At 72.0% G+C, this 12623-nt stretch carries 9 protein-coding genes and 1 pseudogene; 5 read left to right on the top strand and 5 right to left on the bottom strand.

Features of this window, described 5'->3' with window-relative positions; genetic code table 11:
• Positions 1 to 15: 15 nt before the first annotated feature.
• Positions 16 to 480, bottom strand: coding sequence for an MBL fold metallo-hydrolase (locus DFP74_RS35140; protein ID WP_370013495.1), 465 nt, complete (start codon positions 478 to 480; stop codon positions 16 to 18).
• Positions 384 to 737 (bottom strand): annotated as a pseudogene (locus tag DFP74_RS09335) (aldo/keto reductase); the annotation flags it as partial. The gene DFP74_RS35140 and the pseudogene DFP74_RS09335, both read right to left, overlap by 97 nt.
• 277 nt (positions 738 to 1014) lie before the next feature.
• Here DFP74_RS09335 and DFP74_RS09330 point away from each other — a divergent pair.
• The 3 genes from DFP74_RS09330 to DFP74_RS09320 are packed head-to-tail and all read left to right on the top strand — an operon-like array spanning position 1015 to position 2780.
• On the top strand, positions 1015 to 1485 hold the full coding sequence (locus DFP74_RS09330) for a MarR family winged helix-turn-helix transcriptional regulator (RefSeq protein ID WP_121188149.1): 471 nt from the start codon (positions 1015 to 1017) through the stop codon (positions 1483 to 1485).
• Between the two features lie 54 nt (positions 1486 to 1539).
• Entirely contained in the window at positions 1540 to 1962 is a 423-nt protein-coding gene (locus DFP74_RS09325; RefSeq protein WP_121181324.1) for an ester cyclase, read from the top strand.
• Between the two features lie 20 nt (positions 1963 to 1982).
• Positions 1983 to 2780, top strand: a complete 798-nt coding sequence (locus DFP74_RS09320) for a GNAT family N-acetyltransferase (RefSeq protein WP_121181323.1) — start codon at positions 1983 to 1985, stop codon at positions 2778 to 2780.
• A gap of 40 nt (positions 2781 to 2820) precedes the next feature.
• Here DFP74_RS09320 and DFP74_RS09315 read toward each other — a convergent pair whose 3' ends face one another.
• Complete coding sequence (locus DFP74_RS09315) at positions 2821 to 3660, bottom strand: SDR family oxidoreductase (protein ID WP_121181322.1); 840 nt, start codon at positions 3658 to 3660, stop codon at positions 2821 to 2823.
• Positions 3661 to 3881: 221 nt separating this feature from the next.
• Positions 3882 to 5699: an acyl-CoA dehydrogenase gene (locus DFP74_RS09310; RefSeq protein WP_121181321.1), complete on the bottom strand. Its 1818-nt coding sequence runs from the start codon at positions 5697 to 5699 to the stop codon at positions 3882 to 3884.
• Positions 5700 to 5953: 254 nt separating this feature from the next.
• Here DFP74_RS09310 and DFP74_RS09305 point away from each other — a divergent pair, with 254 nt between their 5' ends.
• Both DFP74_RS09305 and DFP74_RS09300 read left to right on the top strand, forming a co-directional pair.
• Positions 5954 to 6763, top strand: coding sequence for a hypothetical protein (locus tag DFP74_RS09305; RefSeq protein WP_121181320.1), 810 nt, complete (start codon positions 5954 to 5956; stop codon positions 6761 to 6763).
• A gap of 99 nt (positions 6764 to 6862) precedes the next feature.
• The gene (locus DFP74_RS09300; protein ID WP_121188148.1) at positions 6863 to 7465 is read left to right on the top strand and encodes a suppressor of fused domain protein; all 603 of its coding nucleotides are present in this window, start codon (positions 6863 to 6865) and stop codon (positions 7463 to 7465) included.
• Between the two features lie 107 nt (positions 7466 to 7572).
• Here DFP74_RS09300 and DFP74_RS09295 read toward each other — a convergent pair whose 3' ends face one another.
• On the bottom strand, positions 7573 to 12618 hold the full coding sequence (locus tag DFP74_RS09295) for a DNA repair ATPase (protein WP_121181319.1): 5046 nt from the start codon (positions 12616 to 12618) through the stop codon (positions 7573 to 7575).
• Positions 12619 to 12623: the final 5 nt, after the last annotated feature.

The raw sequence follows: 12623 nt of genomic DNA, 5'->3' as shown, positions 1-12623 counted from the left end.
CCCCCTTCGTATGGGTCAGGGTCTCGCCTGCGTGCGCAGGAAGCGGTGGAGGCGCCTCTGCGCCCGCAGGGTGGTGGCCTCCCCGTGCCCGGGGTGGATCGTGGTGGCGTCGGGCAGGCGGGCGCAGTGCCGGCTCAGCGCCGACCGCAGCCGCCGCTCGTCGCCACCGGGCCCGTCGGTCCGGCCCAGTGATCCGGCGAGCAGGGCGTCCCCGGTGAACAGCTCCGATCCCTCGCCCCCGACGTGCAGGAGGATCGACCCCGGCGTGTGACCACCGGTGCGCAGGGCCTCGATGCTCAGACCGGCCGCGCCGACGGTGCTCCGCTCGCCTCCGAGAGCCCGATCGCGTCGGCCTTGCCCTCCTCGACCAGTTCGGCGAGGGCGCCCCAGCTCTCCTCCAACGGGACGCCGGGGTCGATCCGGTGGAGCTGGTAGAGGTCGACGTGGTCCACGCCCAGGCGCCGCAGACTCGCCTCGCAGGCGGCGCGCAGGTGCTCGGGCCGGCCGTCGCGGTGGGAGGCGAAGGTCTCGGGGTCGTCGACGACGAGCTCTCCCTTGGTGGCGAGGTAGGCCCGGTCCCGGTGTCCGCGCAGTGCCCGCCCGACGAGCTCCTCGTTGGTGAAGGGGCCGTACTGGTCGGCGGTGTCGATCAGGTCGGCGCCCAGGTCCAGGGCTCGACGGATGACCCGGACGGACACGTCGGCGTCCCGTCCGAGCCGGTCGTACCCCCATGACATGCCCATGCAGCCGAGCCCTACCGCGCCGACGTCGCGTCCGGTCGCTCCCATGCGCCTCGTGTCCATGGTGGTTCTCCCCTCGTCGCGCCCGGTCTCGCCCGGGCTGTGGGTGGCTCCGCGCCGAGACAGTACCAGAGTTCTGTCATAGAACAGAGGTCTGTTCGAAAGTAGAATTCTGTATACCGGGGTGGGCGGCCGCACGGGAGGACGCGGCGAGCGCGGTGGCGTGGCATGATCGCTGCAGATCGACAGGCCGGATCGCGAGGTGGAGGACCAGATGGAGCGCACGCCGGCCGAGAAGTCCGGGTCGGGACACGGCTCCGTGGGCGCCGACCGGCTCGGCCACACGATCAAGCGCGCCGAGCAGGCGCTCATCGGCCGCAAGTCCCGCGCCCTGCGGGAGTTCAGCCTCACGGTCCCGCAGTACGCGGTGCTGCTCCTGCTGTCGGTCTCCGACGGGATGTCCGCGGCGCAGCTGGCCCGCGAATGCATGGTGACCCCGCAGACGATGGCCACGGTCTTGACCAACCTCGAACGCTCCGGCCTCATCGAGCGCAACCTGTCGCCGCTGCACCAGAAGGTGACGGTGAACAGCATCTCCGACGAGGGCCGCGCGCTGGTGGCGCGGGCCGACGAGGCGGCCCTGCGCGTGGAGGCCGGACTCGCGGCGGAGTTCACCGAAGCGGAACTGAGCGCCCTGGGCGACCTGCTGGAGCGCGCGATCACCAGGCTCAACGCGATGGAGTGAACGCGCTTCCGTCCGGGGGCGCTGATGCCGTGCGGACGTGGGTAGGCCGGGTGTATGCACGAGATCGAGACCCTCTACCGCCGCTGGCTCTTCGAGGTGTGGTCGGGCGACTTCGACGTCGCCGACCGCATCCTCGCCCCGGACTTCGTCGGCCACTGGCCCGACTTCGACGTCCACGGACCCGCCGGGGCGGTCGAGCAGATCCGGCGCTCGCACGAGTACTTCGACGACGTCCGCACCACCCTGGACGCCGGTCCGGTGGTCGGCGACGGCATGGTCGCCGCCCACTGGACCTTCCACGGGACCTACAGGGGCGGTATCCCCGGCGCGGACGCCCCGCCCGGGACGCCGGCCTCGCTCGTGGGCAGTGACGTCTTCCGGGTCGCCGACGGCCGCCTCGCGGAGTACTGGGTGGTCTCGGACGCCTCCGGGATGATGCGTCGGCTCTCCTCGGGGGCCGACTCCTCGGGTTCCTGAACGCGTCCTACTGTGCACCCATGAACGACGACGACTGGCTCGCGGCCTTCGACGAGCAGACCCGGGGTGCGCCGGCGCTCCTCCCCGACGGCGCCGAGGCGGAGTGGGACGGCCCCGCGCTGCGGATCACCGGGCAGCACCGGGGCATGGTCGGCCTCGCGCCCGGCGCGAGGGTGGCCGGCGCCGACCTGGACCGGCTGATCGTCCGCCAGCGGGACCTCTTCGCGGCCCGCGGGGAGGCGGTGGAGTGGAAGGCCTACGGCCACGACCTTCCCGAGGACCTGCCCGACCGGCTGCGCGCGGCCGGGTTCGTCCCGCAGGAGCGCGAGACGGTCATGGTGGGCCTGGCCGCGGAACTGGCCGTGGACGCGCCGCCGCCGGAGGGGGTGGTCGTGCGGCGGGTCACCGGCACGCACGACCTGCGCCGGATCGCGGACCTGAAGTCGGCCGTGTGGGGTGACGACGGGAGCTGGCTCGTGGAGCACCTCGCCGCGATGATCGCCGCCGACCCGGACGGGACCGTCGTCCTGACGGCCGAGGCCGCCGGGGAGGTCGTGTGCGCCGCGTGGCTGGAGTTCGTGCCCGGCACGGAGTTCGCCGGCCTGTGGGGCGGCTCGACGCTGCCCGCCTGGCGCGGGCGCGGGATCTACCGTGCCCTGGTGGCCGCGCGTGCCCGGACCGCCGTCGAGCGCGGCACGCGCTTCCTCCAGGTGGACGCCTCCGACGAGAGCGCGCCGATCCTGCGCCGTCTGGGCCTGCGGCCCGTCACCACCACGACCCCCTTCGTCTGGGCGCCGCCGGAGGCCTCACGGGCGTAGCCCGGCCGCCCCGTCCGGCCGCCCCGTCCGGCACGCGGCGTCAGCCCGCCCGCCAGGTGGCGTCCTGGAGGGCCCCACCCGCCTGCGGCCCCATCAGGGTCAGGCCGCCGTCCACGAACAGGGACGCGCCGGTGACGTAGGACGCCTGCGGGCGGGCGAGGAACGCCACCGCCTCGGCCACCTCGTAGGCGTGGCCCGGACGCGGCACCGGGTACCCGGCACGCGAGTCGAGGTCCGGCTCCTGTTCGTGCTGGCCCGTCATCGGCGTGGCGATCTCTCCGGGCGCCACGGCGTTCACCGTGATGCCGTACAGGGCGAGTTCGAGCGCGAGGGTCCGCGTGAGGAGCTTCAGGCCGCCCTTGGCGGTGCAGTAGGTCCCGGCGTTCACCCGCGGATACTCCTCGTGGACACTGGTGATGTTGATGATGCGGCCGCCGCGCCCGGTGTCGCGCATGTGCTTGCCGGCGATCTGTGAGCAGAGGAAGGGGCCGTCCAGGTCGACGGACAGGACCTCGCGCCAGCGTTCGTAGTCGGTTTCCAGCAGCGGTTCGCCCGAGCCGGTCCCCGCGTTGTTGACCAGGACCCCGATGCCGCCCAGGTCCTCGATCAGCTCGGCGATGGCCTCGGAACCGCGCACGGGGTCGGTGAGGTCGTGCCGGCGTACCGCCATCCGGCGGCCGGTCCGCGCGACCTCGTCCGCCGTCCTGCGCACGCCCTCCTCGTCGGAGTGGTAGGTGACGCCGACGTCGAACCCGTCCTGGGCCAACCTGATCGCCGTCGCGCGGCCGATCCCGCTGTCGCCCCCCGTGACCACCGCCAGGCGCGGGTAGTCGTCGAACTCGGTGGCGCCGTCGACGCCTCGCGTGTCGGGCTCTCCCATGTCGTTCCCCCTTACGAGCACCTCGGCTCTCGTCGTGTGCCCTCACGGCTCCGCTACCCGACGCGGGCGAGGGGAGCACGTGTGAGACCGGGCAGGGGAGCACGTGTGAGACCGGGCAGGGGAACACGTGCGAGACCGGGCGGGGGAGCACGTCCGAGACCGGGCACACGAAACGGGCGGGGCGGCCCGGAGGCCGTCCCGCCCGTGGTTCCCGCGGCCTCCTAGAAGGCGGACTCGGGAACGTCCATCAGGTCCAGGTTCACGCCCTGGGCGATCTTGAGCTCGGCGGCGATGCGCGGCAGGAACTGGTCGGCGAAGAAGCGCGCGGCGGCGATCTTGCCGGTGTAGAAGTCCTTGTCCGCGGCGTCGGCGCCGTCGATCTTGGCCAGCGCGACCTCGGCCTGGCGCAGCAGCAGCCAGGCGAGGACGACGTCGCCGAAGGCGAAGAGCAGACGGGTGGAGTTCAGGCCCACCTTGTACAGCTCGCGCTTGTCCTCGGCGGCGGCCATCGCGTGGCCGACCATGAGGCCGACCATCTCCTCGACGTTCTCCGCGGCCTCCAGGAGCAGCGCGCGCTCCTCCTTGAGCTGGCCGTTGCCGGCCTCGCTCTGGGCGAAGTCCTTGATCTCGCCGGCGAGCTTGCCCAGCGCCGCGCCGCCGTTGCGGACGATCTTGCGGAAGAAGAAGTCCTGGGCCTGGATCGCGGTGGTGCCCTCGTAGAGGGTGTCGATCTTGGCGTCGCGGATGTACTGCTCGATCGGGTACTCCTGCAGGAACCCGGAGCCGCCCAGGGTCTGGAGCGACTCGGCGAGCAGCGCGTAGGAGCGCTCGGAGCCCACGCCCTTGACGATCGGCAGCAGGAGGTCGTTCATGGCCTCCAACTCCGTGACGTCCTCACCGGCGTTGTGGGCGATCTGGATCGCGTCCTGCTGCGTGGCGGTGTAGATCACCAGCGAGCGCATGGCCTCGACGTAGGCCTTCTGCGTCATGAGGCTGCGGCGCACGTCCGGGTGGTGGGTGATGGTGACCTTGGGCGAGTCCTTGGCCCCGGCCAGGTCGTTGCCCTGCACCCGCTCCTTGGCGTACTCCAGCGCGTTGAGGTAGCCGGTGGAGAGGGTGGCGATCGCCTTCGTCCCGACCATCATGCGCGCGTACTCGATGATGAGGAACATCTGGCGGATGCCGTCGTGCTTGTCGCCGACGAGGTAGCCGATGGCGGGGTGCTTGTCGCCGAAGGTCAGCTCGCACGTGGTGGAGGCCTTGAGGCCCATCTTGTGCTCGACGTTGGTCACGTAGGCGCCGTTGCGCTCACCGAGCGAACCGTCCTCGTTGACCAGGAACTTCGGGACCAGGTAGAGCGAGAGGCCCTTGGTGCCGGGGCCGGCGCCCTCGGGGCGCGCCAGCACCAGGTGGAAGATGTTCTCGGTCATGTCCTGCTCGGCCGAGGTGATGAAGCGCTTCACGCCCTCGATGTGCCAGGTGCCGTCGCCCTGGTCGACGGCCTTGGTGCGGCCGGCGCCCACGTCCGAGCCGGCGTCCGGCTCGGTCAGGACCATGGTGGCGCCCCAGCCGCGCTCGATGGCGAGCTTGGCGAACTCCTTCTGCTTCTCGTTGCCCTCGGAGTGGAGGATGCTCGCGAAGCCCGGGCCGGCGGAGTACATGTGGATGGAGGGGTTGGCGCCGAGGACGAGCTCGGCGGCCGACCACACCAGGGAGCGGGGGGCGCCCAGGCCGTCCAGCTCCGGGGGGAGGTCGAGGTTGTACCAGCCGGCGTCCATGTAGGCCTTGTAGGACTTCTTCAGGCTCTCGGGGATCGCGACGGTGTTGGTCTTGGGGTCGAAGACCGGCGGGTTGCGGTCCGCGTCCTCGAAGGACTCGGCGACGACGCCCGTGGCCAGGCGGTTGACCTCGCCGAGGATGGTGCGCGCCGTCTCCTCGTCGAGCTCCTCGAAGGGGCCCTTGCCCAGTACGTCCTGGCGGTTGAAGAGTTCGAAGAGGTTGAACTCGATGTCGCGCAGGTTGCTCTTGTAATGCGTCATGGACAGCTCCGCTGTGTGTCCCTGGCCGCGGTGTCTGTACACGCGGATCTACCGACTAGTAACAAGTCAATGTTACTACCCAGTAGTAGGAGACGCCAGCACTGGGAGCCACTTGTGTCCACAAACTCACGCAGGAGAGACAAAAACGCTGCTGTGTAGGTATACCGGACTTTCCTTCGGAGTGCTGGGATCGCTCCCAAATCCCGTGATCCGGCGCACTGGTCCCCGCCGCCACGACGAGGGATGATGGACCCATGGTGAGGCGCGTGCCAGGGGACCCCGCCATCGGTGCCGGCGGCTCCGAGGACCCGGCCGTCGGACCCCGGTGCGGTGCACAGGCGCGGGCGCGGCGGGAACGCGCGGCCGCCGACCCGCCGTGCGGCGACGCGCCCCGAAGCGAGACCGCGCCTCCCGGCGAGACCGCTCCCCGTGGCGAGACCGCGCCCCGTGGCGAGACCGCGCCCCCCGGCGAGAGCGCGCGCCGGGCCGTTCCCGGCCGCGTCGGTCCGCTCCGCCGCCAGTACGGGTGCGCGCGCTGCGGCGCCCTGTGGCCGTCGGGCTGGCCGGGGGCCCGCACCCTCGCGCGGGGGCGCCGACCGCCCGAGCCCCGCTGCCCCGACTGCGGGGACCCGGGGGCGGTGACCGAGGGGGACGCCTCCCGGACCCGCGAGCACAGCACCATCGACCTGCACTGGCTGATGTCGCGCTTCGCGCCCCTGGACCCGGGGCCCTGCCCGGTGTGCGGGGCGCGGCGGGTCTTCGCCCGCGCCGGCCGGCCGTCCTCGGCCGCGTACCGGCCCCTGGACTGGGCGTGCCCCAGTGACGAGGCGTGGGCGTCGCGGTTCGATCCCGGCGGCCACTACTGGAGCGCCCTCGACCCCGTCCGGTGGGAGTCGGAGGCGGCGCACCACGCCTACTGGCTGGCCGCGGACCTGCTCCGGGTGGCCGCGGAGACGGGCGAGGTGACCGATCTGCCGGTCGGCGCCGAGTACGAGTCCCTGGACGGGAGCCGGGAGTACTGGGTGTACGACGAGGGGGGATGGCGGCTGGCCTGCGAGATCTGAGGCCGTCGGCGCCGAGCGGTGGATCGGCGTACCCCGCGCCCGCCGCGCGCTTCTATGCTCGGACGTGCACGAACACCTGATGTGGGGAGCCACGACACCATGCTGGAGCTGTTGCCCGGGCTCGTCCGGATCTACGAGGGGTGGGCCGAGCGCTATCCCGGCGTCGAACCGCTGACCGTCCAGTTCGCCGCGGACGGCGACGAGGGCGGCCTGGACGGGGTCCTCGCCTACCCGCTCGAAGGGCACTGGCTGCTGGTCACCTTCGGCCTGACCGAGCTGGGGGAGAAGACGAGCGAGCAGACCGCCGTCTCCGGCGCCGGCTTCGAGTTCACCTGCCGGATCCCGCGCGAGCCCGACGACACGTCCGTCCCGGCGTGGATCCTGCGCGTCCTGCACGCCCTGGCCGGCCGCTTCCTCGCCGGGGTCGACCTGGACGTCGGCCACTGGATCGTCACCCCCTCGCCGCTGGGCGGGGACCCGGCCAACGGCGAGATGACCTCGCTCGCCATCGTCCCGGACGTCGACCTGCGGTTCCTGGACACCGACAACGGGCTCGTGCTGTTCTTCCAGGTCGTCGGGCTGCTGGCGGAGGAGGGCGAGGAGGCCCAGCGGGCCGACACGGTCGCCCCCCTCATGGCGCTCCTGCGCGACCGCGACCCGAAGATGATCACGGATCCGCGGCGCGAGCCCGTCCGCATCTGAGCGGGAAACCGTCCGCGTACGAGCGCGGGGCCGCCGTCCCGCGTGGGACGGCGGCCCCGCATCGGTCGGGTCGCCGCACCGGCCGGGTCGCCGGGCGCCCGGCCCGGCTACCGCTCCGTGGCGCGGTCGATCGCGGTGCCGATCGAGCCGACCCGGTCGGCGAGCAGGCCCATCGCCCCGATCGCCCGGGTCATCGGGTCGTCCTCGGAGCCGCCCAGCGCGCGTCCGCGCAGGAACCCGTCCTTGACCTGCGTCCACCGGGTCTTCTGCTCGGGCGTCATCACCCCGCGCAGCTCGGCGAGCTTGAGCAGGTTGGCCTCCGCGCCCGAGGTCAGGGTCTGCGCCTCGCCCAGGTAGTGGTCGTCGATCACGGCCTCCACCTCGGCGTCGTTCATGACCGGCACGATCTTCTCCGCCAGCCGGTTCATGTTCCGGTACGAGCCCTGCAACTGGAACGGCGGTTCGGAGCGGGCGTCCTCGGACTGGGCCGCCGAGGCGATGTAGGCCTGGTTGTTGGCCAGCACCACCTCCTGCACCCGCAGCATCTTGCGCAGGACCGACAGGATCCGCTCCACCTCCGTCGCCGAGTACGGGTGCTTCAGCTCGTCCGTGCCGACCGACTCGTCGCCCTGGGCCATCCGCACGAACGTGTACACGTCCTCACGGTCGCGCGACGACAGCGGCGACAGGGTCGGGTTGGAGGTGAGCGCGTTCTCGATGTAGCTGAGCGCGAAGAGCTCCTCCTTGCCCGAGAGAACATCGCCCAGGTTGTACACGTCGGCGCGGTTGGCCAGCATGTCCGGGATCCGGAACTTCTTGCCCTGCTCGGTGTAGGGGTTGCCGGCCATGCACACCGCGAACCGCTTGCCCCGCAGGTCGTAGGTGCGCGTACGGCCCTCCCACACGCCCTCCATCCGGCGCTGGCCGTCACAGAGCGAGATGAACTTCTGCAGCAGCTCCGGGTTGGTGTGCTGGATGTCGTCCAGGTACAGCATGGTGTTGCTGCCCATCTCCAGCGCGAACGAGATCTTCTCGACCTCCTGGCGCGAGGTGGCGTCGGGCGCCTCCTCCGGGTCGAGCGAGGTCACCGCGTGCCCCAGCGCGGGTCCGTTCACCTTCACGAACACCAGCCCCAGGCGGCTCGCCACGTACTCCATCAGCGTGGTCTTGCCGTACCCGGGCGGGGAGATGAGCAGCAGCAGGCCGCTCTGGTCCGTGCGCTTGTCGTCGCCGGCCGCGCCCAGCTGCTTGGCCAGGTTGTCGCCGATCAGCGGCAGGTACGACTCGTCCAGCAGGCGGTTGCGGACGAACCCGCTCATCACCTTCGGCTTGTACTCCTCCAGCCGCAGCCTCTCGCGCTCGGCGGCCACCAGCTCGTGGCGCCGCCGCTGGAAGTCCCGGTAGGCGGGCACGTCCCGCAGCCGGAACTCGCGGGTGCGCGGCAGGATCTCGTCCAGGCGCACGTCCAACGACCGCTCGCGCACACGCGGGTGCGAGCCCAACAGGCCCGTCACCGTCTCGTGCACCGCCGCCGAGGACTCGTACCGCTCCACCTCGGCCCCGGTCAGCTCGATCGCGGCCGCCTCGGGAAGGTCGCCCGCGTCGAACGAGCCCTCCTCCAGGGTGGTCGCGAAGGCGTCCAACCACGCCGACACCAGCTGGTGCCGAGCGGCCACGTCGCCCCCCAGCGAGCGCAGGTCCTCGGCGAAGGCCCGGCGCGTGGTCTCCTGGGCGCTGCCCAGGGCGCGGTGGAACCGGTCCAGGAGCAGCCTGGCCCCCGCACCGGACACGAACCCCTGCTCCGAGGGCCCGTCCGCGGCCAGCTCCTCGAACAGGTACTCGCCCACCAGGTCCAGCTCGGTGTCCTGGTACAGCCCCGTCTCGGTGAGGAACGCGTCCACACCCCGGGCCAGCTCTGCGCGCAGGCCGTCGATGGCCTCGGACCGGCGGGCCCCGAACACCTCCCGCGCCCGCGCCAGCGACCCGGCGCGCGTCCGCCAGGCGGAGCGCCGGTCCTCGTCGGTGCCATAGGCCCAGAACAGCTGGGCCACCGCGCGGACACGGCCGGGGTAGCGCAGCAGGCCCGCCCCGGTGCGCAGCCGCAGCAGCGCGGACAGGATCCGGGCGGCGTCGTGGTCGTGCACGCCCCGCTCGTAGCCCTCGTCGTAGCGCGTCTCGGCGACCGCGCGCACCAGGTCCAGCAGCGAGCCGTTGTCGGACTGCACGTCCGCCTCGACCAGCGTGCGCAGGCTCCCGCCCCCGTCATGCGCCAGCGTGCCGTCCTCGGCGGCGGCCAGGATCGACGTGGCCAGGTACTCCGCCCGGTACACCCGATCGCTCTCCGACACCAGCAGCCGGTCCCACAGGTACCGGGTCTCCTGGAACGCCTCGTCGGTGACCGGCGCCCGGAAGTCGGTGCCGGTGACGGCCACCGACATCTCCCCCTGGTGGGGGGTGAGCGTGAGGTCGATGGGCTGGGTGTTGACCGCGAACCGGTGCCGGCCCAGGCGGATGGTCTCCCCGCCCGCGCCGCCCTCGAACAGGTCGGTGCGGTCCCGCAGCGCCCGGCCCGCCTCCTGCCGGGCGGCCAGGATCTGTCCGTCCAGCTCCTCGGCGCGCACGGAGTCGCCGAGCTGCCGCATCTCCTCGACGGTGCGGCGCAGCCGCGTGACCATCGCGTCGGAGGCGAAGTAGGTGTTGATGTCCTCCAGCGTCGACAGCGTCGCCACCCGCCGGTGCACGCCCTCCAGCACCCGCGCGGCCGACGACGCCAGCCGGTCGGCCCGCCGCGCCCGCTCGTCGACCAGCGACTGCTTGCGGGTGGAGAACGCCTCGTAGACGTCCTCCCGCTTGTCCGACAGTTCCGCGAGGAAGTCGTCGAACTCGGCGAAGCGCGACTCCAGGTTCTCCAGCTGGAGCATGATCCGGCCGAGCTGCTCGTCGCAGCGCTCCGGGGAGTCCGCCGCGGCGAGCGCCCCGGTGATGGCCTGGCCCAGCAGCGCGAACTCGGCCGCGAACTCCGCCCGGCCCTCCAGGGCCAGCAGCTCCTTGCGGCGCGACTCCAGCGTGGCGCGGGCCCGGTTGATCCCGCCCATCACCTCGCTGATCCGCTCCAGGATGCGCGTGCGCACCTGGGCGTCGCCGATGTCCAGCGAGCCGATGACCTCGGTGACCACCTGCAGGCCCTCGGTCTGCTCGGCGATGCGCTCGCCGACGGCCGTCGCGGCCGTGACCGCGTCGATCGCCTCGGCGTCCGCCACCAGGCGGTCCACCTCGGCGTGGTACCCCGCGAACGCGTCGTCCTGTTCGAGGAAGGACACCGTCCGCCGGCCCGCGGAGGCGATCTCCTCGTCCATCCGCGCGTCGAGGTCCTGGAGCCGGTCGGCGTCCACGTAGCGCATCTCGCGCAGCGTGGCCGCCTGCCCCTGGGCGCGGCGCAGCTCGGTCAGCCGGGCCACCCAGCCCTCCGCCGACCGCGGAGCCTCGCCGCGCGAGGTGCGGATGAGCGAGGTCGTCCGGTCCTCCGCCTCGGCCAGGGCCTCGGCGGCCTGCCGGGTCAGGGCCTGGACGGTCTCGAACTCCTCCAGCACCTTCTCCGCGGTCGCCCGCACCTGCGACAGCGGCTCCGCCAGATCGCCCAGCTCCGGCTCGCCCAACCAGTGGAACTGGTCCGACACCCGGCGGCACGAGGCGATGAGTGCCTCGAACACCTCGGTGGACGGTCGCATGTCGTTGGCGATGCGCGCCACGGACAGGCACTCCGACACACCGCGCACCAGTTCGGCGTTGCCGATCCGCTCCAGCGGACCGGTCCCGGCGGGCTGCGCGGCGGCGTACACGTCGGACACGAAGGGGGTCCGCCACACCTGCATCGGGTGCACCCGGGTGGGCTCGCCCACGCCGTCGCGGAACACGGTCATCGTGCCGTCGTCGAACAGCGAGTAGCCGTGGCAGACGATCGGGTTGGCGACCTCCTTGCGGATGGTGTTGTACGACAGCAGCAGGCTGCGGCCGTCCTCCCGGGAGTGGAAGACGTAGAGCACGTCCTCCCCGTTGGGTGAGCGCACCACGCGCTCGAACTCCAGGTCGGTGACGTCGGTGTCGAAGGTCCTGGCCGACCCGGTGGCCAGGTAGTAGCCGCCGGGGAAGATGAGCCCCTGGTCGTCGGGCAGGCGCTGGCAGGACTGGCCGATGCCGTCGAGGCGCTCGACCTCCTTGGTGCGCGTGTTGAAGACCAGGTACCGCCACGTGGTCTCGTTGTAGGGCAGCACCTTCATCAGGATGAGCGCGCCCACCCTGGCGTAGTGCACCTCGGCGTCGGCCAGGCTCTGCAGCGGCTCGTTGACGGGCTCGGTGTAGACGCCCTCGCCGATCTCGGTGTTGTTCTCCACCTTGATGGTGAGGTCGCCGTTGATCGTCTCGACGAACAGCTCGTCGAGGATCGAGATGTGCGGGTGCCGCCCGGCGACGTGGTCGTCGCGGGTGGTCTGCACCCACGAGAAGTCGTGCGAGGGCGGGAACACGTGGTCGCGCTCGCCCCGCGCGTCGAGGTAGGCGATCTCGCCGGTGGGCGAGATCGACCAGCGCAGCACCCGCACGTCCTCGGTGCGCGGTCCGGTCTGGAAGACGGCGAGCAGCCGGTCCTCCACCACCCGCAGCTGGAGCAGGTGGGCGTCGCGGTAGTAGCGGTAGAGCTGACCGAAGTCCTGTCGGAACCGCTCGTCCTCGAGCAGGCCTGGCGCGGCCTCCCCGGGGGCGTCGGCGAAGGCGAAGCCCTCGCCGTCCCGCTCGTACCGGTGCAGTGAGAACACGTCGGGGACGTGGGTCTCCCGCTTCATGCCGATGAAGACGTTGTAGCCGAACAGGATCATGGCGCCGTCGGCGTCGGCGCCGATGGAGCGCCCCACGCTCACGATGTCCCGCGGCACGCAGTTGTGCTCGGTGCGGATGCGCTCGGTACCGAGCAGCGTCAGTTCGGTCCCGCCGAACACCTCCAGCCGTCGGTCGTTGAGCGACTCGGTCCGTCGGGCCAGCTCGCCGGTCTGGTCGCGCAGCCGGGCGCGGAGCACCTCGTAGGTGCCCGCGTCCAGCGACTGCGCGTCCACGGCGTCGGACCCGGCGCTGTCGGTCTCCTGGGACAGGGCCTCGGTCACGGAGG

The sequence above is a fragment of the Nocardiopsis sp. Huas11 genome (assembly GCF_003634495.1).
Taxonomy (GTDB): Bacteria; Actinomycetota; Actinomycetes; order Streptosporangiales; family Streptosporangiaceae; genus Nocardiopsis.
This window is presented reverse-complemented; position numbering and strand designations above follow the sequence as displayed.